Source organism: Prauserella shujinwangii (assembly GCF_003001955.1).
Taxonomy (GTDB): domain Bacteria; phylum Actinomycetota; class Actinomycetes; order Mycobacteriales; family Pseudonocardiaceae; genus Qaidamihabitans; species Qaidamihabitans shujinwangii.
This window is the reverse complement of the sequence record NZ_PVNH01000006.1, coordinates 285,552-309,148: the sequence shown is the minus strand read 5'-3', so window position 1 is coordinate 309,148 and position 23,597 is coordinate 285,552. Positions and strand designations below refer to the sequence as shown.

Genomic DNA, 23,597 nt, shown 5'->3' with positions numbered 1-23,597 from the left:
CGGTTCTCGTCCCGTCACCCGCCCGCGACCCGGCGCACAATGGAGGGATGACGCCCTCGGCCACCACGGATCCGCTGCCGGGTCTCGTCGGTTTCGCGACGGCCCTGCGGGAGGCCGGGCTGGCCTGTGACGCCCACCGCGTGCAGGCCTACCTCGCCGCCGTCGAGCGCCTCGACGTCGCCGACCCGGCCCAGCTCTACTGGGCGGGCCGGCTCACCCTGTGCGCCGATCCCGACGATCTGCCCCGCTACGACCAGGCCTTCGCCGCGTGGTTCGACGCCGACCCGCCGCGCCGCAGCCGTTCCACCGCGCAACGCCCGCAGCCGCCGAAGCTCGCCGCGCTCGTGGCCCAGCACGAGGGCGAGGGCGCCGCCGACAGCGACGGGGAGCAGCTCAGCGTCGCCGCCAGCGACACCGAGGTGCTGCGCGACCGCGACCTCGGCGAGCTCAGCCCGGCGGAGCGCAGGCACCTGCGGGAGCTGTTCGAGCGGCTCCGGCCGCGGCTGTCCACGCGCTCGTCGCTGCGGTACCGGCAGGCACGGCGGGGCAGGCTCGACCCCGGCCGCACCCTGCGCGCCATGCTGGCGCGCGGCGGCGAGCCCGGCCGCCTGGCCTACTCCCGGCACGGTCCCCGCACCCGGCGACTCGTGCTGCTGGTCGACGTCTCCGGCTCGATGAACCCCTACGCCGACTCGCTGCTGCGGTTCGCGCACGTCGTCACCCGGGCCGCGCCCGCGAGCGTCGAGACGTTCACGCTGGGCACCCGGCTCACCCGGGTCTCCCGGCAGCTGCGCCAGCGCGACCCGGAGCGCGCGATGCTCGCCGCGGGCCACGCCGTGCCCGACTTCGCGGGCGGCACCCGGCTGGGGGAGAACCTGCGCGCGTTCCTCGACCGGTGGGGCCAGCGGGGGATGGCGCGGCGCGCGGTGGTCGTGGTGTTCTCCGACGGCTGGGAACGCGGGGACGCGAGCCTGCTCGGGGAGCAGGCGGCCCGGTTGCGGCGGCTCGCGCACCGGGTCCTGTGGGTGAACCCGCACGCGGGCCGGGCCGGTTACGCTCCCGTGCAGTCCGGCATCGCCGCCGCGCTCCCGCACCTGGATCGGTTGCTGGCCGGGCACAGCCTGGCCACGTTGGAACGACTGCTCGTGGAGATCCGAGATGCATGACGTGCTGGACGAGTTGCACCGCCGCTGGGCGGCGGGGGAGACCGTGGGTGTGGGCACCGTGGTGGCGACGTTCTCCTCGGCGCCCCGCGCACCGGGTGCCGCGATGCTGGTCGGCGCCGACGGCGAGGTGGTCGGCAGCGTGTCCGGCGGCTGCGTCGAGGGCGCCGTGTACGAGCTGGCCCGGCAGGTGATGGACGACGGTGTCCCGGTGCTGCAGCGCTACGGGGTCAGCGACGACGACGCGTTCGCGGTCGGCCTGACCTGCGGCGGCATCATCGACATCTTCGTCGAGCCGGTGAGCCGCGAGTCGATGCCGGAACTGGGCGAGGTGGTGGAGTCCGTCCGCGCGCAGCGGCCGGTGGCCGTCGTGACGACCGTCGAGCACACCGACGCCGGCCTGCTGGGCAGGCGGATGATCGTCTGGCCGGAGCGGGCGACCGGCACGCTCGGCTCCGCCAGGATCGACGACGCCGTCCTCGACGACGCGCGCGGCCTGCTCGCCACCGGCCGGTCGGGCACCCTGCACTACGGCCCGGACGGGCAGCGGCGCGGCGAGGGCATGGCGGTGTTCGTCAACACCTTCGAGCCACCGCCGAGGATGCTCGTCTTCGGCGCGATCGACTTCGCCGCCGCCATGGCGCGGATGGGTGCCTACCTCGGCTACGAGGTGACCGTCTGCGACGCGCGGCCGGTGTTCGCCACCAGGAGCCGGTTCCCCGAGGCGGACGAGGTCGTCGTGGACTGGCCGCACCGCTACCTCAGCGCGCAGGCCGACGCGGGCCGGATCGACGGGCGCACGGTCGTCACCGTGCTGACCCACGACCCGAAGTTCGACGTGCCCCTGCTGGAGGTCGCGCTGCGGCTCGACGTCGGCTACGTCGGGGCGATGGGCTCGCGGCGCACGCACGACGACCGCATCGCCCGGCTGCGGGAGGCGGGTCTCACCGACGCGGAGCTCAAGCGGCTCGCCTCGCCCATCGGGCTCGACCTCGGCGCGCGCACCCCGGAGGAGACCGCCGTCTCGATCGCCGCGGAGATCATCGCGCTGCGCTGGGGTGGCGGCGGGCGGCGGCTGACCGATCTCGACGGCCGCATCCACGGCGAGGAGGACCGCTGACCGGCGGGTGGTGAACGCGGTGAATGGCACATTCCTGGCGCCCAGCGCGGGGAATGGGCCATTCACCGCTCGGCGCGGTGCCGTGGTGATGTTTGACATGATCGTCGCGCGAAGCTGAGAAGATGGTATCGATCGGGCGATCATCGTCCGCATCCGCGGGCGAAACCCCCGATCGGCGCCGCGTCTGCTGATCATCGCGGGCGACCTCTCCAGCCGGGGGGTTGTCCCCGGGGGACAGAAGTAGCAGGCTTTCTGTGAGGCCGATCACCTGCGCGGTGGTCGGCCAAGGCCGTTCCCCTCGGCCCGCTCGCGCGGCGGGCCGTGCCACCACAGGAGGCCCCATGCGCATCACCGTCACCGTTGACGGAACCCGCTACACCGACGATGTCGAGCCCCGCACGTTGCTCGTGCACTACCTGCGCGAGCAACTCGGCAAGGTCGGCACGGTGGTCGGCTGCGACACCAGCAACTGCGGTGCCTGCACCGTCCATCTCGACGGGCACAGCGTGAAGTCGTGCTCCGTGCTCGCCGTGCAGGCCGACGGCTGCGAGGTCACCACGGTCGAGGGTCTCGCCCGCGACGGCACGCTCCATCCGGTGCAGCAGGCGTTCCACGACAACCACGCCCTGCAGTGCGGGTTCTGCACTCCCGGCATGATCATGCAGTCGATCGACCTGCTCGCCGACAACCCCGACCCGGACGAGCAGGCCGTCCGCGAGGGCATCGAGGGCAACCTGTGCCGCTGCACGGGTTACCAGAACATCATCCGCGCCGTGCAGGACGCGGCGCACCACATGCGTCCCGGCGCGGGCCCGGAGGCCGAGCGGGTCGCCGGTGGCGACCAGTCGGCGGCCGGCCGCGCGGCGTCGAGCGTCGGCGGGGGTGGTGAGTGATGACCTCCACCCTCGAACCCGAGGTCGGGCGGGCCCGGCTCCGCAAGGAGGACGCCCGGCTCATCACCGGCCGCACCCGGTGGACCGACAACTTCACCCTGCCCGGGCTCGTGCACCTCGCGGTGCTGCGCAGCACCGAGGCCCACGCGAAGATCGTCAGCATCGACACCTCCGCGGCCAAGGAGATGCCCGGCGTGCTGGCCGTCTACACGGCCGACGACCTCGACCCCGAGGGCTCGATCGGCATGCCGTGCGCGTGGCCGATCACCCCGGACATGGCCTCCCCCCGGCGGCCGGTGCTCGCGCAGGGAGAGGTCAACTTCGCCGGCGAGGGTGTGGCCGTGGTGGTGGCGCGCAGTGCCGCCGAGGCCGAGGACGCGCTCGCCTCGATCGACGTCGAGTACGAGGACCTGCCCGTCGTGCTCGGGCTGGAGAACGCGCTCGCCGAGGGCGCCCCGCTCGTGCACGAGGACCTGGGCACCAACCGGAACGCGGTCTGGAAGTTCGACTCCGGGGAGGCGGGCTCGGGCGGCGACGTCGAGCAGGCGATCGCCGAGGCCGAGGTCGTCGTCAAGCGCCGGTTCCGCCAGCAGCGCCTGGTACCCGCGTTCATGGAGCCCCGCTCGTGCGTGGTGGACCCGACGGCCGCGCAGCTGACCATGTGGTCGGCCACCCAGGTGCCGCACATCCTCAAGACGATGGCGGCGCTGACGCTCGGCATCCCCGAGCACAAGCTGCGGGTGATCGCGCCGGACGTCGGCGGCGGCTTCGGCGGCAAGATCGCCGTGCTGCCCGAGGAGATCATGGCACTGCTCGTCGCGCGGAAGCTCGGCAAGCCGGTGAAGTGGACCGAGTCGCGGTCGGAGACGATGGTCGCCGCGCACCACGGCCGCGACCAGATCCAGGACCTCACGATCGCGGCCAGGCGCGACGGCACGGTCACCGGGCTGAAGGTGGAGCTGCTCGCCGACATGGGCGCCTACCTGGGACTCGTCGGCCCCGGCGTGCCGATCCTCGGCGCGTTCATGTTCAACGCCATCTACAAGATCCCGGCGTACCACTTCGCGTGCACCAACGTGTTCACCAACACCACGCTCACCGACGCCTACCGCGGCGCGGGCAGGCCGGAGGCGACCTTCGGCATCGAGCGGATGATGGACGAGCTCGCCGCCGAGCTCGGCATGGACCCGATGGAGCTGCGCGAGAAGAACTGGATCAAGCACGACGAGTTCCCGTACACCACCGTCTCCACGCTCACCTACGACTCGGGCAACTACGAGGCCGCCACCGAGCGGGCCATGCAGCTGTTCGACTACGAGGGGCTGCGCCGCGAGCAGCGGGAGCGGCGCGAGCGGGGCGACACGGTGCAGCTCGGCATCGGCATCTCCACGTTCACCGAGATGTGCGGTCTCGCGCCGTCGCGGGTGCTCGGCTCCCTCGACTACGGCGCGGGCGGCTGGGAACACGCGGCGATCCGCATGCTGCCCACCGGCAAGGTGGAGGTCGTCACCGGATCGTCCGCGCACGGCCAGGGCCACGAGACGGCGTGGAGCCAGATCGTCGCCGACCAGCTCGGCGTGCCGTTCGACGACGTCGAGGTGCTGCACGGCGACACGCAGTCGTCGCACAAGGGCCTCGACACCTACGGCTCCCGGTCGCTGGCGGTCGGCGGCATCGCGGTGGTTAAGGCGGCCGAGAAGGTCATCGCCAAGGCCAAACCGCTCGCCGCGCACATGATGGAGTGCGCGGAGGACGACCTCGAGTTCGCCAACGGCAGGTTCACCGTGCGCGGCACCGACAAGTCGACCGGTATCCAGGACGTCGCGTTCGCCGCGTTCATGGCGCACGACCTGCCCGAGGGCATGGAGCCGTCGCTGGACTCCGAGGCGGTGTACGACCCGGAGAACTTCTCCTTCCCGCACGGCACCCACCTGTGCGCGGCCGAGGTCGACACCGAGACCGGCAGGGTGCACCTGCGCTCGTACGTCTGCGTGGACGACGTCGGCGCGGTGGTCAACCCGCTGATCGTGGAGGGCCAGATCCACGGCGGCCTGGCCCAGGGCATCGCGCAGGCGCTGTACGAGGAGGCCGTCTTCGACGAGTTCGGCACCCTCACCAGCGGCACGTTCGCCGACTACCTGCTGCCGTCGGCCGCCGACCTGCCCTCGTTCACCACCGACCGCACCGAGACGCGGTCCACCACCAACCCGCTCGGCGTCAAGGGCGTCGGCGAGGCGGGGACGATCGCGTCGACGCCCGCCGTGGTGAACGCGGTGGTCGACGCGGTGCGGCACCTCGGGGTCGACGACATCGAGATGCCGCTCACCCCGATGCGGGTGTGGCAGGCCATCCGCACCGGCCGGTCCGCGGCCGGTGGTCCGGGAGCCGAAGCCGGTGGCGGCCTCGGCTCGATCGACTCCACACAGGGAGGTGCGCGGTGATTCCCGCCCCGTTCGACTACGTTGCGCCGTCCAGTGTGGACGACGCGGTGCGGGCGCTCGCCGAGGCGGGCGAGGACGCCAAGGTCATCGCCGGCGGGCAGAGCCTGCTGCCGGTGCTCCGCATGCGGCTCGCCGCGCCGACCACGGTCGTCGACCTCGGCCGGATCCCCGAGCTGCGCGGGGTCCGCGACGACGGCGACGCGCTCGTCATCGGGGCCATGACCACGCACTACGACGTGCAGCGCGACCCGCTCCTCGCCGAGCACGCGCTGCTGCTGGTCAAGGCGACCGACACGGTGGCCGACCCGCAGGTGCGGCACCGGGGCACCTTCGGCGGTTCCCTCGCGCACGCCGACCCGGCGGGTGACCTGCTCGCCCCGGCGCTCGCGCTGGACGCCGAGATGGTGATCGCCGGGCAGGACGGCAGGCGCACGGTGGCCGCGGCGGACTTCTTCCAGGACTTCTTCACGACGGCGATGGCGCCGGAGGAGATCCTCGTCGAGGTCCGGGTGCCGAAGCACACCGGCTGGCACGCGCACTACGAGAAGTTCAACCGGGTCGCGCAGGCCTGGTCGATGGTGGCCGTCGCGGCGGCCGTGCGGACCGAGGGCGGCCGGATCGCCGAGGCGCGGGTCGGGCTCACCAACATGGCCTCGGTCCCGGTACGGGCGCGCGGCGTCGAGCAGGCGCTGGTCGGGCAGGAGGCCACGCCGGAGGCGATCCGGGCGGCGGCCGAGCACGCGGCCGAGGGCACCAGCCCGACCGTCGACGGCAACGCCGACGTCGAGTACCGGCAGCAGCTGGCCCGGGTGCTCACAGGGCGCGCCATCACGGCCGCCATGGCAGGCTGAGACGGGCAGTGAAGGCCACCTTCACTGCGTTCAGCGCAGTGAAGGTGGCCTTCACTCCCGTCGGCTCCCGAGTTCCGCCAGAGAGGAGGTCGGCCTGTGCGGCTCGACCACAAGTTCAGCGTCCCGGCACCGATCGACGACGTCTGGAAGGCCCTGCTCGACCCCGAGCGCGTCGCGCCGTGCATGCCCGGCGCCACCCTCAGCTCCGTGGAGGGTGACACGTTCAAGGGCACGGTGAAGGTCAAGCTCGGCCCCGTCTCCCTGCTGTACAAGGGGTCGGGCGAGTTCCTGGAGAAGGACGAGCAGGCCCGCAAGCTGGTGATGAAGGCCTCCGGCAAGGACGCCAGGGGAGCGGGCACCGCCGCCGCCACGGTCACCGTGACGCTGACCGCCGAGGGCGAGTCCACCAAGGGCTCCGTGGCGTCCGATCTCAACGTCACCGGCCGTCCCGCGCAGTTCGGCCGCGGCATGATCGCCGAGGTCGGCAGCAAGATCCTCGACAACTTCGCCCTCAACCTCGCCGGGGAGCTCGGCGCGGCGGGAGTGGAGACCACCCCGGGAGCCGCCGAGAAGCCCGCCACCGAGACCGGAGCGGCCGCGGCGGCGCCCCCGGCCGCGGAGGAGAAACCCAGGATCGAGTCGGCCGAGCCCGCGCGCGAGGCGGAGGCCATCGACCTGTTCGACTACGCGGGCGCCTCCGTCGCCAAACGCCTCGCTCCCGTCCTGGCCGGTGTCGCCGCCCTGTTCGCGGTGATCGCCATCGTGCGCGCGCTGCGCCGCCGCTGACCCGCGAGTCCCCCGTCCAGCCGCGGGGAAGGGTGCGGGCGGCGGCGGTGTTGTACCGGGCATGCGGGCGGATCACGAGACCGACGTCGCCGTCATCGGGGCGGGCCAGGCGGGGCTGTCCGCCGCCTGGTTCCTGCGCCGGGCCGGGCTGGCGGGCGGCTCCGGGTTCGTGGTCCTCGACCACGCCAAGGGCCCCGGCGGCGCCTGGCAGTACCGGTGGCCGTCGCTGCGGCTGGGCCGGGTGCACGGCATCCACGACCTGCCCGGCCTGCCGCTCGGTGCCGCCGACCCCGGCAGGCCCGCGGCCGAGGTCGTCGCCGAGTACTTCGACCGTTACGAGCGCACCTTCGACCTGCCCGTCCGGCGCCCGGTCGACGTGCTCGCCGTGCGCCGCACCGAGGACGGGCGCTTCCTGGTGGAGAGCCCGTCCGAGTCGTGGGCCGTGCGCGGGATCGTCAACGCCACGGGCACCTGGGACCGGCCGTTCCTGCCGTACTACCCGGGCCGGGAGACGTTCACCGGCCGCCAGCCGCACACGGCCGACTACCGGGGTGCCGGGGAGTTCCGCGGTCAGCACGTCGTCGTGGTCGGCGGCGGCACGTCCGCCGTGCAGCTGTTGCTGGAGATCGCGGAGGTCGCCGCCGGGACCACCTGGGTGACCCGCAGGCCGCCGGTGTTCCGCGACGGCGAGTTCACGCCCGAGTACGGCCGCGCGGTGGTGGCCGAGGTGGACCGCCGGGTGCGGGCGGGCCTGCCCCCGCGCAGCGTCGTCGGCGCCACCGGGCTGCTGAACACGCCGGAGGTCGCCCGTGCCCGCGCGGCCGGGATCCTCGACCGCAAGCCGATGTTCACCCGCATCACCCCGGACGGCGTGGAGTGGGCCGACGGCTCCCGCCAGCGTGCCGACGCGATCCTGTGGGCGACCGGGTTCCGCGCCGCGCTCGACCACCTCGCCCCGCTGCGGCTGCGCGAGCCGGGCGGCGGCATCCGCCTCGACGGCACGCGGGTGGTCGCCGAGCCACGGCTGCACCTCGTCGGCTACGGCCCCTCCGCCAGCACCATCGGCGCCAACCGCGCCGGGCGCGCCGCCGTCCGGGAGCTGCTCGCCACCCTCGGCGGCTGAACCGCGTTCACAGCCGGAACACCCGGCGCGCGTTGCCCCCGAGGAACAGCGCCCTCGCCTCGTCGTCCAGCCCCAGCTCGCCGAGCCCGTCGAGGCACCGGCCCGGCGTGAGCATCGGGTAGTTGCTGCCGAACAGCACCCGGTCGCGACCCCGCCCGCGGAGAAACTCCACCAGCTCCGGCGGGAGCCTGCGCACCACGTACGCCGAGGTGTCCACGTGGAAGTTGGGGTACTTGGTCGCCAGCGACAGCACCTCGTGGATCCACGGGTACCCGACGTGCCCGCCGACCACCACCAGCTCGGGGAAGTCGAGCAGCACCTCGTCGAGGTAGGGGATCGGCCTGCCCGGCTCCGAGGGGCACAGCGGCCCGGTGTGCCCCACCTGGGTGCAGAACGGCACGCCCAGCTCCACACAGGCCACGTAGACGGGGTAGTAGCGCCGGTCGTTCGGCGGCAGGTTCCACAGCCACGGGACCACCCGCACCGCCACGAAGCCCAGCTCCCGCACGCAGCGGCGGATCTCCCGCACCGCGCCCATCGGGTCGGTGAGATCCACAGTGGCCACCCCGGCGAACCGGCCGGGGTGCGCGCGCACCACCTCGGCCACCTCGTCGTTGGAGATGAGCGAGCCGGTGGGCCCGTGCCACGCGCTGAGCAGCCCGCGCGAGACACCCGCCTCGTCCATCGCCGCGACGGTGGCCGCCACCGGCGGCACCCGCCGTTCCAGCCCGGTCCAGCGCAGCAGCGTCTCCAGCCACGGCTGGTCCATGAACCGGGCGGTGGGCTGCTGCATCCAGGCGTCCACGATGCCCTCGGTGGCAACAGAGGTCTCAGCGTTGTCTGCCATCGGTGTCTCCCTCGGTCTCGGCGGTGAGCAACGTGCGCCCGGTGCGGGCGACCAGGCCGGCCAGATGTGCGGGTGGGACCGCGTTCCGGGTCAGGTACCGCCGCACGGCCGCGTAGGGCAGGTCGACCAGCACGAGCAGCAGCTCGTCCCGGCCGAGCCCGGTGGCCGGGCGCAGCCTGCGCAGGGCGTTCCGCAGTGCGCCCTCGAGGTCGCGGTCGGTCCGCTCCGCGGCGGCGCGATCGGTGACCGACCACTCGTCGTCGCCGAACGCCCGCCTGCCCGCGTACAGCACCTGCGCCTCGCCGGGATGCTCGCGGCACCAGCGCACCGTGTGGGCCAGGCTGGCGACGGCGGCCTCCAGCGGTGGTTCCCGGGCCAGCACCTCGAACCAGCCCGCCTGGAACCGCCGCACGGTGCGCACCCACAGGGCGGCCAGCAACGCCGGGCGGTCGGCGAACCGGTGGTACACCGATCCGCTCGCCGCCCCGGCCTCCTGCGCGACGGCGGACATGGTCACGTTCCGCGCGCCCCCCGCGGCGAACAGCCGGACGGCGGCGTCGAGGAGATCGTCGGCGGTGTGTCTCGGCGGCCTGCCCATGTTTTAGAGACTATGCTCTAATACGAGCATGGTCCACAACCTCCACGTCCGCCGGTTGCCCGCGGGTGAGGCCGAGGTAGGCAGGCTCCTCGACTCCCTCGCCGGGCCGGACGACGTGCTCTGGCCGGTCGCGCACTGGCCGCGGATGCGGTTGGACCGGGCACTCGGGACCGGCGCCGTGGGCGGCCACGGCCCCGTGCGGTACCACGTCGGGGCGTACGTCCCCGGCCGGTGCGTGCGGTTCCGGTTCACCGCGCCGCGCGGCTTCGACGGCTTCCACGAGTTCAGCACCGTGCCGCTCGGCCCGGACGAGACGGAGCTGCGGCACCTGCTGCGGATCCGCCTGCGCACCCCGGCCTGGCTGACGTGGCCACTGCTGTGGCGTCCCCTGCACGACGCGCTCATCGAGGACTCGCTCGACCGTGCCGAGCGGGCGGTCCGCGGTGACGTGCGCGCCCCGGCGCGGTGGTCGCCCTACGTCCGCCTGCTGCGGGCGTTCATCGGTCCTCGTGGGTCTGCGCGCCCACGTTGAACCGCGCCCGGTAGCGCTGCCGGGCCTGTTCGACCAGCGCCGCGTCGACCCACGCCACCGGCTCGACGTCCACCAGCAGCGGCTCGTTGTCCGGACCGAAGTCCACCACCCGGCCCGACAGCAGCCACGGCCGCGCGCCCTCCCTGACCTCGCGCAGGTACTGGCACACGCGCCGGGCCAGCCAGTCCTCCAGCGGCAGCGTCCACCACCCGGGTGCCGCGAGCGGGTTCACGGAGACGCCGGGCAGCGCGAGCCCGCTCTCGTGGTCGGTGCTCGGCCGCCCGGCGTCCGACTCCGGCCCGGGGGAGTACCGCAGGTACGGCGCCACCCCCAGCGTGGTCAGCTCCGCGAGCTCGCGGAGCGTGTGGACGGTGAACATCTCCGTGGCCATGCCGTCCGGTTGCCCCGCGGGGGCGGAGCCAAACGCGTCCCCGGTGTGCCTCAGTCGCGTTCCAGCTCGTGCTCGGCCCGCGCGATCGCGGCGAACTCCTCCTCGGGCGCCGCGGCCACCAGCCGGTGCCTGCTGTAGAACCAGAAGTAGGCGATGGCGGCGAGGAAGATGGCCGCGGTGATCGCCGCGGCGACCTCGTCGACGAAGAACGTCGCGATCACGGCCGCGATCGCGAGCACGAGTGCCACGCCGGTGGTCACCACGCCGCCCGGTGTCCGGTACGGCCGCGGCAGACCGGGCTCCCGGACCCGCAGCACGATGTGCGACAGGTTCAGCAGCACGTACGACACGGTGGCGCCGAAGACCGCGATGTTGATGAGCAGCGCGCCGTCCTGGGTGGCGGCGGCGAGCACGAACCCGACGGTGCCCGGCACGATGAGCGCGAGGTAGGGCGTCTTGCGGTTGCCGGTCCGCGACAGCCAGCGCGGCAGGTACCCCGCACGGGACAGCGCGAACAGCTGCCGCGAGTAGGCGTAGATGATGGAGAAGAAGCTGGCGACGAGCCCGGCGAGCCCGACGTAGTTGATGAACTGGGCGAGGAAGTTGTCCCCGCCGTAGGCCGCGCGCACCGCGGCGGGCAGCGGGTTGTCGGAGGTGGCGATGGCGCTCGAACCCGCCGCGCCGGGCGCGACCAGCAGGATGAGCGCGGCGAACACGACCAGCGCGCCCATGCCGGCGATGATGCCGCGCGGCATGTCCTTCTGCGGATCCCGCGCCTCCTCGGCGGCCAGCGGCACGCCCTCGATGGCGAGGAAGAACCAGATGCCGTACACGAGCGCGGCCAGCACGCCGGTGATGCCGAACGGCAGGAACGCGCTGGCGCCCACGGCGGACTCGTCGGGCACGATGTCGAACAGCTTGTCGAAGGAGAACTTCGGGAGCATGCCGGCGACGAAGGCGACGAGCGCCAGCACCGCGACCGCCGTGATGCCGAACATCAGGCGCAGCGCCTCGCCGACGCCGTAGAGGTGGATGCCGATGAAGATGACGTAACAGGCGAGGAAGACCGGCCAGCTGCTGGTGAGCCCGAACAGGCCGAGCGTCTCGATGTAGCCGCCGATGAAGATGGCGATCGCGGCGGGCGCGATGGCGTACTCGATGAGGATCGCGACCCCGGTCGCGAAGCCGCCGAGCGGGCCGAGCGCGCGCCGGGCGAAGCCGTAGCCCGCGCCGGCCACCGGCATCGCCGACGACATCTCCGCCAGGCCGAACACCATGCAGCCGTACATCACGGCCATCAGCACGGTCGCGATCAGCAGCCCGCCCCAGCCGCCCTCGTCCAGGCCGAAGTTCCAGCCCGCGAAGTCGCCGGAGATGACGTAGGAGACGCCGAGGCCGGCCAGCAGCAGCCAGCCCGCGGCGCCGCGTTTCAGCTGGCGTTCGCGCAGGTAGTTGTCGTCGACCTGGCTGTACTCGACATGTTCTCTGTGTTCTGCCACGTCCGGCTCCCGTCGCTGGTGGGCGCAATGGGTACTAGGCCAGTCCTTTGGGTGTGCCGAGAGTCGTGCAGTGCTGCGAGCTTGTCAAGGTGTCCCGTGTGATCGATGGGTAAATCTTGACGCTGACGATGCCGGGTGTGAGGGTTGACAGTGGTCGGTGCGGTCGGTAGCAAGGAAAGCCAATGGGCTAGTCGTGTACCTTTGGCGGCCTGATGGCGGGGAAGGGTGACCCGATGACGAACAGCCGAGGCATGCTCACGCTCGACCGGCTCCGGGAGCTGGTCGAGGCGGGCACCGTCGACACGGTGCTGGTCGCGATGACCGACATGCAGGGCAGGCTGCAGGGCAAGCGGTGCGCCGCCGAGTACTTCCTCAACGAGGTCGTCGACCACGCCACCGAGGCGTGCAACTACCTGCTCGCCGTGGACGTCGAGATGAACACGGTGGCGGGCTTCGAGATCTCGTCGTGGGAGCGCGGCTACGGCGACTGCGTGCTCCGGCCCGACCTCGGCACGCTCCGCCTGCTCCCGTGGCACGAAGGCACCGCGCTCGTGCTGTGCGACGTCGAGTGGGTCGCCGGCGGCGAGGTGTCCGTCTCGCCCCGCCAGGTGCTGCGCCGCCAGCTGGACCGCCTCGCCGAGCGCGGCCTCGCCGCCTATGTCGGCACGGAGCTGGAGTTCATCGTGTTCGACGACTCCTACGAGGACGCCTGGCGGCGCGGCTACCGCGGCCTCGACCCGGCGAATCAGTACAATGTGGACTACTCCATGCTCGGCACCGCGCGCGTCGAGCCGCTGCTGCGCCGCATCCGCAACGAGATGGCGGGCGCGGGCATGTACGTGGAGTCCGCGAAGGGTGAGTGCAACCCGGGCCAGCACGAGATCGCCTTCCGCTTCGCCGAGGCGCTGGCCACGTGCGACAACCACAGCATCTACAAGACCGGGGCGAAGGAGATCGCCGCGCAGGAAGGCAAGAGCCTCACGTTCATGGCGAAGTACAACGAGCGCGAGGGAAACTCCTGCCACATCCACATCAGCCTCCGCTCCACCGAGGGCGAGCCGGTGCTCGCCGGGGACGGGCCCGGCGGTTTCTCGAAACTGATGGAGCACTTCCTCGCCGGGCAGCTCGCCTGCCTGCGCGAGTTCACCTACCTGTTCGCGCCGAACATCAACTCCTACAAGCGGTACGTGCCGGGCAGCTTCGCGCCGACGGCGGTCGCGTGGGGCACCGACAACCGCACGTGCGCGCTGCGCGTGGTCGGCCACGGCGACTCGCTGCGGGTGGAGAACCGGGTGCCGGGCGGGGACGTCAACCCGTACCTCGCGGTCGCCGCGCTCGTCGCCGCCGGGCTGCACGGCATCGAGAACGAGCTGCCGCTGGAGCCCGAGCTGTCCGGCAACGCCTACAAGTCCGACAAGCCCACCGTGCCCGCCACGCTGCGGGACGCGGCGCGGCTGCTCGGCGAGAGCAAGCTCGCCCGCGCGGCGTTCGGCGACGACGTGGTGGAGCACTACCTCAACGCCGCGCGGATCGAGCAGGCCGCCTTCGACGCGGCGGTGACCGACTGGGAACGGGTCCGTGGCTTCGAACGACTGTGAGCACCCCGGCGGCCTCGTGAGTGAGAACCGTCGTTCTAACCACGTTTTTCACTCACGAGCCGGCAGGCCCGTCATCGGCATCTCCACCTACGTCGAGCGGGCCCGCTGGGGAGTGTGGGACACGGCCGCGGCGCTGCTGCCCAGGTCCTATGTGGACGCGGTCGTGCTCGCTGGCGGCGTTCCCGTGCTGCTGCCCTCGGTCGGGGAGGACACCGGCGCGCTGGCCGCGGTGGACGGGCTCGTGCTCGCGGGCGGCGCCGACGTGCAGCCGGCCCGCTACGGCCGCGACCCGCATCCGCGCACGGTCGCCAGGCCGGAACGCGACGCGTACGAGTTCGCCCTGCTGCACGCGGCGCTGGCGCGCGGGCTGCCGGTGCTCGGCGTGTGCCGGGGGATGGAGGTGCTCAACGTCGCGCTCGGCGGCACGCTCACCCAGCACCTGCCCGAGGTCACCGGCACCACCGAGCACCAGCCCGCGCCCGGCAGGTACGGCTCGACGGTGGTGACCCTGGCCGAGGGCAGCAGGGCGGCGCGCATCCTCGGCCCCGAGGCCGCGTGCCAGTGCTACCACCACCAGGCCGTCGAGCGGCTCGGCGCCGGGCTGCGTGCCGTGGGCTGGGCCCGCGACGGCACCGTCGAGGCCGTCGAGCTGCCCGGCGAACACTTCGTGCTCGGCGTGCAGTGGCACCCCGAGCAGGACCTCCAGGACGTGCGGCTGTTCGCCGCACTGGTCGAGGCAGGCGAGCACGCGAGAAAGGCGGAGAAGGCGAACCGATGACAGGCACCGTCGACGTGATCAATCCGGCCACCGAGGAGGTGGTCCGCTCCGTCCCGCTCACCTCGGCGGAGGAGACCGACGCCGCCATCGCGCGGGCGCACGCGGCACTGCCCGGGTGGCGTGCGGTGGCGCCCGGCGACCGGGCCCGGCTGCTGCGCCGGTTCGCCGACGCGGTCGACGCCGACCTGGAGAACCTCGCCCGGCTGGAGGTCACCAACTCCGGGCACACGATCGGCAACGCCCGCGGCGAGGCGGCCAACGTCCGGGACGTGCTGCACTACTACGCCGCGGCGCCGGAGCGGCTGACCGGCAAGCAGATCCCCGTGCCCGGAGGCGTCAACGTCACCTTCTGCGAGCCGCTGGGCGTGGTCGGGATCATCGTGCCGTGGAACTTTCCCATGCCCATCGCGGCGTGGGGGTTCGCGCCCGCGCTCGCCGCGGGCAACGCCGTCGTCCTCAAACCGGCCGAGCTGACCCCGCTCACCGCGCTGCGCCTCGCGGAGCTGGCCCGCGAGGCGGGCATCCCCGAGGACGTCTTCCAGGTGCTGCCCGGCAGGGGCTCGGTGGTCGGCGAGCGGTTCGTCACGCACGAGCTCGTCCGGAAGGTGGTGTTCACCGGCTCCACTGAGGTCGGCAGGCGGATCATGGCCGGCTGCGCGGAGCGCGTGAAGCGCGTGACGCTCGAACTGGGCGGCAAGAACGCCAACATCGTCTTCGCCGACGCCGATCTGGAGCGCGCCGCCGCCACCGCGCCCTACGGCGTGTTCGACAACGCGGGCCAGGACTGCTGCGCACGCTCCCGCATCCTCGTGCAGGCCTCGGTCTACGACCGGTTCCTCGCACTGCTGGAGCCCGCCGTGCGCGGCGTGGTGGTCGGCGACCCGGGCACCGAGGGCACCGAGATGGGCCCGCTCATCTCGGCCGCCCACCGGGAGAAGGTCGCCTCCTACGTCGGCGACGGTGCCCCGGTCGCGTTCCGCGGCAGCGCCCCCGAGGGCGCCGGCTTCTGGTTCCCGCCCACCGTCGTCACCCCGGCCTCGCCCGACGACCCGCTGGTCACCGAGGAGATCTTCGGCCCGGTGGTCGCGGTGCTGCCGTTCGCCGACGAGGCCGAGGCGGTGGCGATGGCCAACGACACCGAGTACGGGCTCTCCGGCTCGATCTGGACCAGGGACGTGGGCCGGGCGATGCGGGTCACCCGCGGCGTCGAGGCGGGCAACCTCTCGGTCAACTCGCACTCGTCGGTGCGGTACTGGACGCCGTTCGGCGGCTTCAAGCAGTCCGGCCTCGGCCGCGAGCTGGGGCCGGACGCCGCCGAGTCGTTCACCGAGACGAAGAACGTGTTCATCGACACGACAGAACACCCGCACGGGGAGGGGAACCAGTGACAGGCAAGCGTTTGCAGGACCGGGTCGCCGTGGTCACCGGCGGCGGCAGCGGCATCGGGCTGGCCTCGGCCCGCAGGCTCGCCGCCGACGGAGCCCGGGTCGTCGTCGGGGACGTGGACCTCGCGGCGGGCAAGGCGGCGGCCGAGGAGGTCGGCGGCGAGTTCGTCCAGGTCGACGTGACCAGCGAGACCGAGGTGGAGGCGCTGTTCCAGACCGCGGTCGACCGCTTCGGCTCGCTCGACATCGCGTTCAACAACGCGGGCATCTCCCCGCCGGAGGACGACTCGATCCTCGAGACCGGGCTCGACGCGTGGCGCAGGGTGCAGGAGGTCAACCTCACCTCGGTCTACCTGTGCTGCAAGTACGCGATCCCGCACATGCGGCGGCAGGGGAAGGGCTCGATCATCAACACCGCGTCGTTCGTCGCGGTGATGGGCGCGGCCACGTCGCAGATCTCCTACACGGCCTCGAAGGGCGGCGTGCTGTCGATGAGCCGGGAGCTGGGCGTGCAGTTCGCCCGGGACGGCATCCGGGTGAACGCGCTGTGCCCCGGACCGGTGAACACGCCCCTCCTCCAGGAGCTGTTCGCCAAGGACCCGGAACGCGCGCAGCGGCGCCTGGTGCACGTGCCGATGGGCCGGTTCGCCGAGCCGGAGGAGATCGCCGCGGCCGTCGCGTTCCTCGCCAGTGACGACGCGTCGTTCATCACGGCTTCGCAGTTCCTGGTCGACGGAGGAATCTCCGGCGCGTACGTGACGCCGGTCTAGCCGGGCGGCCGCGGAGGCATTCTGCCCGCGGGAGGGGACCGGTGCGGCGGCTAGTGACCGTCCGCCGCCACCACGTGCGCGTCCGTCGCGAAGTGGCAGGCGACGGGGTGATCGGTGTCGCGGCGGACGAGCGCGGGCTCCTCCGCCCGGCACAGGTCCCGCGCCTTCCAGCAGCGGGTGTGGAACCGGCAGCCGCTCGGCGGGTCGAGTGGCGACGGTACGTCGCCCCGCAGCACGATCTCCTCACCCTCCTGCGCACGCCAGTCGTCCACGCTCGGCGCGGCCGACAGCAGTGCCTGCGTGTACGGATGTGCGGGCCGTTCGTAGACCTGCTCGGTCTGCCCGCTCTCCACGATCGTGCCCAGGTGCATCACCGCGACCCGGTCGGCGAAGTGCCGCACCACACCGAGATCGTGGGTGATGAACAGGTACGCCACCCCGAGTTCTCGCTGCAGCCGCGCCAGCAGGTTCAGGATCTGGGCCTGGATGGACACGTCGAGTGCCGACACCGGCTCGTCGCAGACGATCAGCCGGGGCCGCACGGCGAGCGCCCGCGCGATCGAGATCCGCTGCCGCTGCCCGCCCGAGAACTGGTGCGGGTAGCGCGTCGCGTGCCCCGGATTGAGGCCGACGCGTTCGAGTAACGCGGCCACCTCGGCGTCCCAGTCGCCGCGCGGCACGATGCCGGGATGGATCCGCCACGCCTCGCTGAGCAGGTCGTGCACCGTCATCTTCGGATTGAGTGAGGCGTACGGGTCCTGGAACACCAACTGCACCTGCCGCCGCAGGTCCCTGCGTCCGGCGCGGTCCAGCGCGGTGACGTCGCGACCGTCGAAGCGCACCTCGCCCGCGATCGGCCGGAGCAGGCTCACCACCGCCCGCGCGACCGTGGACTTGCCGCACCCGGACTCGCCGACCAGACACACCGTCTCCCCGGCGCGCACCGCCAGGTTCACCCCGGCGACCGCCCGCACCGCACGGCTCCTGCCGAGCGGTCCCTGCCGGGAGCGGTAGCCCGCGACGAGATCGACAAGCTCAAGCACGGGGGTGTCCGACTGCGCCGCCACGGCTGAGCACCTCCTCCGCGAAATGACACGCACTCGTCCTGCCCGGGGCGACGGTGCGTAGCTCGGGGTCTTCGGTCCGGCACCGCTGCCGGGCGAACGGGCAGCGTGGATGGAACGCGCACCCGGTGGGCAGCGCCGCGCCGTCCGGTGGGTAGCCGTCGATGGGCTGGGGCCGGCGTCCGGCGTCGCGGGCCGAGGGACTGGCCGCCATCAGCCCAAGCGTGTAGGGGTGCGCGGGAACGGTGTAGAGGTCGGCGACCGGGCCCGACTCCACGGCGCGGCCCGCGTACATCACCACCACCGACTGTGCCGTGCGCGCCACGACTCCGAGATCGTGGCTGATGATGATCATCGCGAGTCCGTCGCGTTGCCGCTTGCGCAACAGCCGCAGGATCTGCGCCTGCACGGTGACGTCCAGCGCGGTGGTCGGCTCGTCAGCGATGAGCAGCCGCGGGTCCAGCGCCAGCGCCATCGCGATCATCACCCGCTGCCGCATCCCGCCGGAGAACTCGTGCGGATAGCTGCCCGCCCGGCGCGCGGCGTCGGGAATGCCGACCTCGGTCATCGCCTCGATCGCCCGGCGGCGGGCCTCGTCCCGCCCGAGCCCGCGACGGCGGCGGAACATCTCGCCGATCTGGTAGCCCACGGTCAGCGACGGGTTCAGCGCGCTGAGGGGGTCCTGGAAGATCATGGCGATGTCGGTGCCCCTGAGCTGCCGCAGCTCGTCGGCACCGCACGCGCGGAGGTCGCGGCCGTCCCAGTGGATGCTGCCCGCGGTCACCTGAGCCTGTGCCGGGAGCAGCCCGAGCACGGCGAGCGAGCTGAGGCTCTTGCCGCTGCCGGACTCGCCGACGATCGCCAGGGTCGTCGCCTCGGCGACGCCGAACGAGACCCCGCGCACGGCGCGGACCTCGCCGAACGAGACGGCGAGATCGGACACGGTCAGCAGTTCGGTCATCGGGCCACCGCCTGCGTCGAGTCGCCGGTCGTCTCCGCCGCCGTGGACCCCGCAGCCGGGGTTCCGGCCTTCCGCCGCCTCAACGGTTTCCTGCCGAGCCCGCTCGACTTCGCCGGGTCGGAGTCGTCGCGGGCCGCGTCCCCGAGAACCCCGACGCAGATCACCACCAGTGTCAACGCCAGACCCGGTACGGCCGCGATCCACCACGCCGAGTCCAGGTAGTCGCGTCCGTTGGCGATGGTCGAGCCCCACGACGCCTGGTCGATGGGGACGCCGAGGCCGAGGAAGCTCAGCGCCGCCTCGGCGACCATGGTCAGCCCGACCTGCACGGTGGCGGCCACCAGCAGCGGCTGCACGCAGGACGGGAGGATGTAGCGGGCCATGATGCGCACGTCGCTCGCCCCCATGACCCGGGCCGAGTCCACGAACTCGCGGTTGCGGGTCGTCAGCGCGGAACCCCGCACCACTCTCGCGAAGATCACCCACCGGGTCACCGCGAGCGCGATGATGACGTTGGTCAGGCTCGGCCCCAGCACACCGGCGAGCAGGATCGCCAGCAGGATGCTGGGGAAGGCGAGCTGCATGTCGCCGAGCCGGGAGATGACCGTGTCGGTCCAGCCGCCGTAGTACCCGGCGAGCAGGCCCAGCACCAGGCCGACGAATCCACCGACGACGACGACCGTGACCGCCACCAGCAGCGACACCCGCGACCCCGCGACGACCTGGGCGAGGACGTCCCTGCCGTGCTGGTCGGTCCCGAGCAGGGCGAAGCCGCCCTCGGACAGGGTGCTGCCCGGAGGCAGGAGCCGGTCGGCCATCCGGGTGGTGACGTTGTCGTAGGGCACGAGCAACGGCCCGAACACGGCGACGAGCACGAACAGGGCCAGCACCGAGCCCGCGATCGTGGCGGCTGTGGACCTCATACGGTCTCCAGGGTGATTCTCGGGTCGAGGTAGAAGTACGCGACGTCCACCAGCAGGTTGAGTCCGATGTAGAACACCGCGATGAGCACGATCGCGGCTTCGGCCACGGCGTAGTCCCGGTTGACGATCGAGTCGATCAGCAGGGAGCCGATGCCGGGCCAGGCGAACACCTGCTCGATGATCACCGCGTCGGCGATGAAGTTGCCGAGCACCAGGCCGAGCACCGTGACCACCGGGGTGAGCGTGTTGCGCAGGACGTGGACGTTGAACACGATCCGCTCGGAAAGGCCCTTGGCCCGTGCCGTGCGCACGTAGTCCTTGCCCAGTTCCTCGAGCGTGCCGTTGCGTACCAGCCGTGCCAGCCAGCCGAGGAACGGCAACGCGAGGGTGAACGCGGGCAGGATCAACGACACCGGGGTGCCGTCGGCGGTGCCGGGCAGCACACCCAGCATCCGCGCGAAGATCAGCACGAGCATGATGCCGACCCAGAACGACGGCAGCGCCTGACCCGTCAGGGACAGGTACGACACCACCCTGTCCACGGCGCGCCCGGTGTGCCGGGCCGCGTGCAGGCCGAGCGGGAAGCCGATGAGCAGGGTCAGCGCGAGTGCGTATCCCGCCAGTGTCAGGGTGGCGGGCAGCCGGTCGACCACGCTGGCGAAGGCGTCGCCGCCCAGCCGCCAGGACTCGCCGAAGTCGAGCCGCGCCACCTCGGCGAGGTGGCGCACGTACTGCTCGAACAGCGGGTCGGTCAGCCCCATCTCCTCGCGCAGCGCGGCCAGTTCGGCGGGGGTGGCCTGGCTGCCCAGGATGAGCGTGGCCGGGTCGCCCGGGATGACCCGCAGCACCAGGAACACGATGGTGATCGCGCCGAAGATCAGGAACACCGACTGCCAGAGCCGGCGTGCGAGGTAGATGATCACGTCTTCGTACCTTCTGTGGCTCGGCTGGATGCCCGCACGACCAGCGCACACCGCTCGCGCCGTTTCTCGGCTTCCTCACTGTCCCCGCGCTCGCCGCCCTCGCCGCTCATCCGGCGCAGCAGGACCTCCACCGCGGTGGCGCCGATATCGGCGGCGGGGAGGCGCACCGTGGTCAGCGCGGGACTGAGGTAGGCGGCGAACGGGTGATCGCCGAACCCGCCGACCAGCACGTCGTCGCCGACGCGTAACCCGGCCTCGGCCAGTGCGCGGTAGACCCCGAGCGCGAAGTAGTCGTTGCCGACCATGATGGCGTCCGGCAGGTCGTCGCCCCGGACGATCTCCTGCGCCAGCCGGTAGGCGTCGGCAGGTTCCCAGGGAAGTGCGAGGGATTCCCTGCGCCGGGTGGGAACCGTCAGCACCGGGTCGCGGTGCGTGCCGATTCCCGACTCGGCCAGGGCTCGGCGAAACCCCGCCGTGCGGTCCTCGACGGGGGAGATCGGAAGGTCCTCCTCCAGCAGGCACAGCCTGCGCGCGCCGCCGTCGATCAGGTGGCGGGTGGCTTCGTAGGCGCCGTGCTCGTAGTCGACGCCCACGAAGTCCAGGTCCAGCTCGGGAAAGTCACGGTTGAGGCAGACCAGCGGGACACCTGAGTCGTCGAGCCGTTGCCAGTGCTCGCCGTCGCCCTGCACCGGCACGACGAGGGCACCGTCGACGCCCCATCTCAGCAGCGTCTCCGCGGCGTGCCGGTCGACCTCCGGGCTCTCCTCGGTCACCAGCAGCATCAACGAGTAGCCGTGGACGCGACCACGTTGCTCGATCGTGCTGATGAGCTGGGAGTAGAACGGGTTCGACGGGTTGGTGATCACCAGGCCGAGGGTCATCGCCGAGCCCAGCACGAGGGACCGCGCCATCGAGTTGGGCACGTATCCCAGCCGCTGCGCCTCCGCCTTGATCCGGGCGCGGGTGTCCTCGCCGACACTGTCCTTGTCGGTCAGCGCGCGGGACACCGTGTTGACGGAGACCCCGAGCGACTTGGCGATGTCCTTCAGGGTCACCCGCCGTGACTCACCCATATGCCTCCTCAGGTCGCGAGCGTCACGCCGCGCAGGTCGGGCTGGTTACTCGGGGCCGGCTCGAAGCCCCGCACCGAACTGCGCAGGCCGTAGGTGCTGATCAGCGCCGCGGGGAAGATCCCGACGGCGTCCTCCCAGACGATCGTGCAGGCCTGACTGTAGAGCTCGGCCCGGCGCCGCTGGTCCGAGTCCCGGTGCGCTTCCCGCAGGATCTCGTCGAGGTCCGGGTTGCGGTAGCCCATCCGGTCGGCCTCGGAGTCGTAGAGCCTGCCGAGGGTGAAGTCGGCGTCCCCGGTGGTCACCGTGTTGATCTGCAGGTCCATGTCGAACTCCTTGGCGTTGAGCCGCCGGAGCCACTCGGCCTTCTCCAGGTTCTGCGGTTCGACCGTGATCCCCACCTCGGCCCATCCGGAGATCATCGCCTGGGCCAGCCCGTCGGCGAGTGGCCCGGTGTCGCTGAACCACATCAGCGACGTGGTGAAGCCGTCGCCCAGCCCGGCCTCGGCGAGGTCGTTCTTCGCCCCGTCGGGGTCGTAGGGGTAGGGCTGCTGCGGGGCGTGGCCGAACACGGTGGACGGAATCGGCGCGGTCATCCGCTCGGCGCCGTCGCCGAAGAGGTTCTCGACGATCGAGGCGATGTCCACGGCCTTCCACATCGCCCTGCGCACCCGGGGATCGGTGAACGGCTCGCGGCCGCAGTTGAACCACGTGAAGTAGTAGGCGTAGCTCGGCACCGTCTCCATGCGGATGCCGTCCACGCCCTTGAGCTGGTTCAGCTGGTCCGGCGGGACCGGCCACAGCATGCTCAGCTCGCCGGTGCGGAGCGCGGTGATCTGGCTGGAGACCTCCGGGATGTAGGGCAGGCTCGCCCTGGCCAGCTTCGGTGCGCCGTTCCAGTACTCGGCGGCCGACAGCTCCAGCACGTCGGACGGCGTGAACCGCTCCACCCGGAACGGCCCGCTGCCGATCGGCTTGCCGAAGAAGCCGTCGTTGTCCATCTTGTCCGCGGGCAGGACGAACATCAGCGTCAGGTTCACCGGCATGGTGCCCAGCGGCTCGTCGGTGACGACCCGCAGGGTGTGGTCGTCCTCGGCCGTCACCTCGGTGACCGAGGTCCACAGTGCCGACTGGGCGGTGCCGGCGTCGCGGACCCGTTCCAGTGAGGCCTTGACGTCCCGCGCGGTGAGCGGGCTGCCGTCGTGGAAGGTCACGTCGTCGCGCAACCTGAACACCCAGGTGTTCGGGTCGGTCTGTTCCCACGACGTCGCGATGCTCGGCTCGAGCTTGTCGCCGTCGCGGCGGATCAGGGTGTCGTAGATCAACCGGCCCGCGAGCAGGGTGCTCTCGTCGACGCTGCTCGGACCGTGCGGGTCGAGGTCGTTGATGGGCTGGCTGAACGCCGCCCGCAGCGCCTGCTCCGCCGCGCCCTGGTCACCGCCGCCGACACTGCACGCGGCGAGGTAGGCACCGGCGAGGCCGATGCTGCTGATCTTGAGGAAGCCGCGGCGGTTGTAGGTGGTCGTCATGGTGTCTCTCCAATGCTCATTCTTTGAGCGTGAGATAGATCTGAACCTTGGCCGATCCCCCGTCCCCCTCGACGGACCCGGTGATCCGCAGCCACTGTCCGAACTCCCGGACGGGCCACGAGATCATGTCCTTGCCCGCCACGACCTGGGTCGGGCACCCGGCGTCACACCAGTGCAGGCCGTCGGGCGAGACCTGCGTGGTGACGACGATCCTGGTGTCCGGCCGGGCGGTCTCGAGCACCTGCACGAACCAGCGGGCCTCGCCCGCCCAGCCCGCTTCGAAGGGTTCGGTGGTGAAGTCCCCCCGCAGGACCCGGTACCGCTCGAGTACGGCTGTTTGCGACTGGCGCAT

At 72.1% G+C, this 23,597-nt stretch carries 23 protein-coding genes; 12 read left to right on the top strand and 11 right to left on the bottom strand.

What is annotated here, in order from left to right; genetic code table 11:
- Positions 1 to 47: 47 nt before the first annotated feature.
- The 7 genes from B0I33_RS16750 (at position 48) to B0I33_RS16720 (ending at position 8,377) form a co-directional block, all read left to right on the top strand.
- Positions 48 to 1,166: a vWA domain-containing protein gene (locus B0I33_RS16750; protein ID WP_106179710.1), complete on the top strand. Its 1,119-nt coding sequence runs from the start codon at positions 48 to 50 to the stop codon at positions 1,164 to 1,166.
- Complete coding sequence (locus B0I33_RS16745) at positions 1,159 to 2,283, top strand: XdhC family protein (RefSeq protein ID WP_106179709.1); 1,125 nt, start codon at positions 1,159 to 1,161, stop codon at positions 2,281 to 2,283. Before B0I33_RS16750 ends, B0I33_RS16745 begins: the two co-directional genes overlap by 8 nt.
- A 341-nt stretch (positions 2,284 to 2,624) precedes the next feature.
- Positions 2,625 to 3,176: a (2Fe-2S)-binding protein gene (locus tag B0I33_RS16740; RefSeq protein WP_106179708.1), complete on the top strand. Its 552-nt coding sequence runs from the start codon at positions 2,625 to 2,627 to the stop codon at positions 3,174 to 3,176.
- Positions 3,176 to 5,617, top strand: coding sequence for a xanthine dehydrogenase family protein molybdopterin-binding subunit (locus tag B0I33_RS16735; RefSeq protein WP_106179707.1), 2,442 nt, complete (start codon positions 3,176 to 3,178; stop codon positions 5,615 to 5,617). Before B0I33_RS16740 ends, B0I33_RS16735 begins: the two co-directional genes overlap by 1 nt.
- Positions 5,614 to 6,468: an FAD binding domain-containing protein gene (locus B0I33_RS16730; RefSeq protein ID WP_106179706.1), complete on the top strand. Its 855-nt coding sequence runs from the start codon at positions 5,614 to 5,616 to the stop codon at positions 6,466 to 6,468. The genes B0I33_RS16735 and B0I33_RS16730 overlap by 4 nt, the downstream gene beginning before the upstream one ends.
- A 96-nt stretch (positions 6,469 to 6,564) precedes the next feature.
- Positions 6,565 to 7,254, top strand: a complete 690-nt coding sequence (locus B0I33_RS16725; RefSeq protein WP_106179705.1) for an SRPBCC family protein — start codon at positions 6,565 to 6,567, stop codon at positions 7,252 to 7,254.
- A gap of 61 nt (positions 7,255 to 7,315) precedes the next feature.
- Positions 7,316 to 8,377 carry an NAD(P)-binding domain-containing protein gene (locus B0I33_RS16720; protein WP_106179704.1) on the top strand — a complete coding sequence of 354 codons (1,062 nt, stop codon included), beginning with the start codon at positions 7,316 to 7,318 and terminating at the stop codon, positions 8,375 to 8,377.
- Positions 8,378 to 8,384: 7 nt separating this feature from the next.
- Here B0I33_RS16720 and B0I33_RS16715 read toward each other — a convergent pair whose 3' ends face one another.
- A complete protein-coding gene (locus B0I33_RS16715; protein WP_106179703.1) occupies positions 8,385 to 9,224 on the bottom strand; it encodes an amidohydrolase family protein in 840 nt (279 codons plus the stop codon).
- Complete coding sequence (locus B0I33_RS16710; protein WP_106179702.1) at positions 9,208 to 9,822, bottom strand: TetR/AcrR family transcriptional regulator; 615 nt, start codon at positions 9,820 to 9,822, stop codon at positions 9,208 to 9,210. Before B0I33_RS16710 ends, B0I33_RS16715 begins: the two co-directional genes overlap by 17 nt.
- 28 nt (positions 9,823 to 9,850) lie before the next feature.
- Here B0I33_RS16710 and B0I33_RS16705 point away from each other — a divergent pair, with 28 nt between their 5' ends.
- Positions 9,851 to 10,354: a hypothetical protein gene (locus tag B0I33_RS16705; RefSeq protein WP_106179701.1), complete on the top strand. Its 504-nt coding sequence runs from the start codon at positions 9,851 to 9,853 to the stop codon at positions 10,352 to 10,354.
- Here B0I33_RS16705 and B0I33_RS16700 read toward each other — a convergent pair.
- Together B0I33_RS16700 and eat are read right to left on the bottom strand one after the other, a co-directional pair.
- A complete protein-coding gene (locus B0I33_RS16700) occupies positions 10,320 to 10,745 on the bottom strand; it encodes a DUF6098 family protein (protein ID WP_181193329.1) in 426 nt (141 codons plus the stop codon). The two genes, B0I33_RS16705 and B0I33_RS16700, sit on opposite strands and share 35 nt — an antisense overlap.
- Positions 10,746 to 10,795: 50 nt before the next feature.
- Positions 10,796 to 12,244, bottom strand: coding sequence for an ethanolamine permease (eat, locus tag B0I33_RS16695; protein ID WP_106179700.1), 1,449 nt, complete (start codon positions 12,242 to 12,244; stop codon positions 10,796 to 10,798).
- A 233-nt stretch (positions 12,245 to 12,477) separates the two neighbouring features.
- Here eat and B0I33_RS16690 point away from each other — a divergent pair, with 233 nt between their 5' ends.
- The 4 genes from B0I33_RS16690 to B0I33_RS16675 are packed head-to-tail and all read left to right on the top strand — an operon-like array spanning position 12,478 to position 16,775.
- Positions 12,478 to 13,842 carry a glutamine synthetase family protein gene (locus B0I33_RS16690; RefSeq protein WP_219927199.1) on the top strand — a complete coding sequence of 455 codons (1,365 nt, stop codon included), beginning with the start codon at positions 12,478 to 12,480 and terminating at the stop codon, positions 13,840 to 13,842.
- 16 nt (positions 13,843 to 13,858) lie between these two features.
- Complete coding sequence (locus B0I33_RS16685; RefSeq protein ID WP_106179838.1) at positions 13,859 to 14,620, top strand: gamma-glutamyl-gamma-aminobutyrate hydrolase family protein; 762 nt, start codon at positions 13,859 to 13,861, stop codon at positions 14,618 to 14,620.
- The gene (locus B0I33_RS16680) at positions 14,617 to 16,008 is read left to right on the top strand and encodes an aldehyde dehydrogenase family protein (RefSeq protein WP_106179698.1); all 1,392 of its coding nucleotides are present in this window, start codon (positions 14,617 to 14,619) and stop codon (positions 16,006 to 16,008) included. Before B0I33_RS16685 ends, B0I33_RS16680 begins: the two co-directional genes overlap by 4 nt.
- On the top strand, positions 16,005 to 16,775 hold the full coding sequence (locus tag B0I33_RS16675; RefSeq protein ID WP_106179697.1) for a 3-oxoacyl-ACP reductase: 771 nt from the start codon (positions 16,005 to 16,007) through the stop codon (positions 16,773 to 16,775). Before B0I33_RS16680 ends, B0I33_RS16675 begins: the two co-directional genes overlap by 4 nt.
- A 50-nt stretch (positions 16,776 to 16,825) precedes the next feature.
- On the opposite strand, the gene B0I33_RS16670 is transcribed toward B0I33_RS16675, so the two are convergent.
- The 7 genes from B0I33_RS16670 to B0I33_RS16640 are packed head-to-tail and all read right to left on the bottom strand — an operon-like array spanning position 16,826 to position 23,597.
- Positions 16,826 to 17,842, bottom strand: coding sequence for an ABC transporter ATP-binding protein (locus B0I33_RS16670; RefSeq protein WP_106179696.1), 1,017 nt, complete (start codon positions 17,840 to 17,842; stop codon positions 16,826 to 16,828).
- Positions 17,811 to 18,800 (bottom strand): ABC transporter ATP-binding protein, encoded by a 990-nt coding sequence (locus tag B0I33_RS16665; RefSeq protein WP_106179695.1) that lies wholly within the window; start codon positions 18,798 to 18,800, stop codon positions 17,811 to 17,813. Before B0I33_RS16665 ends, B0I33_RS16670 begins: the two co-directional genes overlap by 32 nt.
- Positions 18,797 to 19,723 (bottom strand): ABC transporter permease, encoded by a 927-nt coding sequence (locus B0I33_RS16660; RefSeq protein ID WP_106179694.1) that lies wholly within the window; start codon positions 19,721 to 19,723, stop codon positions 18,797 to 18,799. Before B0I33_RS16660 ends, B0I33_RS16665 begins: the two co-directional genes overlap by 4 nt.
- A complete protein-coding gene (locus tag B0I33_RS16655) occupies positions 19,720 to 20,646 on the bottom strand; it encodes an ABC transporter permease (RefSeq protein WP_106179693.1) in 927 nt (308 codons plus the stop codon). The genes B0I33_RS16660 and B0I33_RS16655 overlap by 4 nt, the downstream gene beginning before the upstream one ends.
- Positions 20,643 to 21,719, bottom strand: coding sequence for a LacI family DNA-binding transcriptional regulator (locus B0I33_RS16650; protein WP_106179692.1), 1,077 nt, complete (start codon positions 21,717 to 21,719; stop codon positions 20,643 to 20,645). Before B0I33_RS16650 ends, B0I33_RS16655 begins: the two co-directional genes overlap by 4 nt.
- A gap of 8 nt (positions 21,720 to 21,727) precedes the next feature.
- Positions 21,728 to 23,245 carry an ABC transporter substrate-binding protein gene (locus B0I33_RS16645; RefSeq protein WP_106179691.1) on the bottom strand — a complete coding sequence of 506 codons (1,518 nt, stop codon included), beginning with the start codon at positions 23,243 to 23,245 and terminating at the stop codon, positions 21,728 to 21,730.
- A gap of 16 nt (positions 23,246 to 23,261) precedes the next feature.
- Positions 23,262 to 23,597: a hypothetical protein gene (locus B0I33_RS16640; protein ID WP_106179690.1), complete on the bottom strand. Its 336-nt coding sequence runs from the start codon at positions 23,595 to 23,597 to the stop codon at positions 23,262 to 23,264.

Bases quoted from the DNA above. Each gene is read 5' to 3' on its own strand.
- B0I33_RS16750 (WP_106179710.1), top strand. From the start codon at position 48: ATGACGCCCTCGGCCACCACGGATCCGCTGCCGGGTCTCGTCGGTTTC.
- B0I33_RS16745 (WP_106179709.1), top strand. From the start codon at position 1,159: ATGCATGACGTGCTGGACGAGTTGCACCGCCGCTGGGCGGCGGGGGAG.
- B0I33_RS16740 (WP_106179708.1), top strand. From the start codon at position 2,625: ATGCGCATCACCGTCACCGTTGACGGAACCCGCTACACCGACGATGTC.
- B0I33_RS16735 (WP_106179707.1), top strand. From the start codon at position 3,176: ATGACCTCCACCCTCGAACCCGAGGTCGGGCGGGCCCGGCTCCGCAAG.
- B0I33_RS16720 (WP_106179704.1), top strand. From the start codon at position 7,316: ATGCGGGCGGATCACGAGACCGACGTCGCCGTCATCGGGGCGGGCCAG.
- B0I33_RS16715 (WP_106179703.1), bottom strand. From the start codon at position 9,224: ATGGCAGACAACGCTGAGACCTCTGTTGCCACCGAGGGCATCGTGGAC.
- B0I33_RS16710 (WP_106179702.1), bottom strand. From the start codon at position 9,822: ATGGGCAGGCCGCCGAGACACACCGCCGACGATCTCCTCGACGCCGCC.
- B0I33_RS16705 (WP_106179701.1), top strand. From the start codon at position 9,851: ATGGTCCACAACCTCCACGTCCGCCGGTTGCCCGCGGGTGAGGCCGAG.
- B0I33_RS16700 (WP_181193329.1), bottom strand. From the start codon at position 10,745: ATGGCCACGGAGATGTTCACCGTCCACACGCTCCGCGAGCTCGCGGAG.
- B0I33_RS16690 (WP_219927199.1), top strand. From the start codon at position 12,478: ATGACGAACAGCCGAGGCATGCTCACGCTCGACCGGCTCCGGGAGCTG.
- B0I33_RS16680 (WP_106179698.1), top strand. From the start codon at position 14,617: ATGACAGGCACCGTCGACGTGATCAATCCGGCCACCGAGGAGGTGGTC.
- B0I33_RS16665 (WP_106179695.1), bottom strand. From the start codon at position 18,800: ATGACCGAACTGCTGACCGTGTCCGATCTCGCCGTCTCGTTCGGCGAG.
- B0I33_RS16660 (WP_106179694.1), bottom strand. From the start codon at position 19,723: ATGAGGTCCACAGCCGCCACGATCGCGGGCTCGGTGCTGGCCCTGTTC.
- B0I33_RS16650 (WP_106179692.1), bottom strand. From the start codon at position 21,719: ATGGGTGAGTCACGGCGGGTGACCCTGAAGGACATCGCCAAGTCGCTC.
- B0I33_RS16645 (WP_106179691.1), bottom strand. From the start codon at position 23,245: ATGACGACCACCTACAACCGCCGCGGCTTCCTCAAGATCAGCAGCATC.
- B0I33_RS16640 (WP_106179690.1), bottom strand. From the start codon at position 23,597: ATGCGCCAGTCGCAAACAGCCGTACTCGAGCGGTACCGGGTCCTGCGG.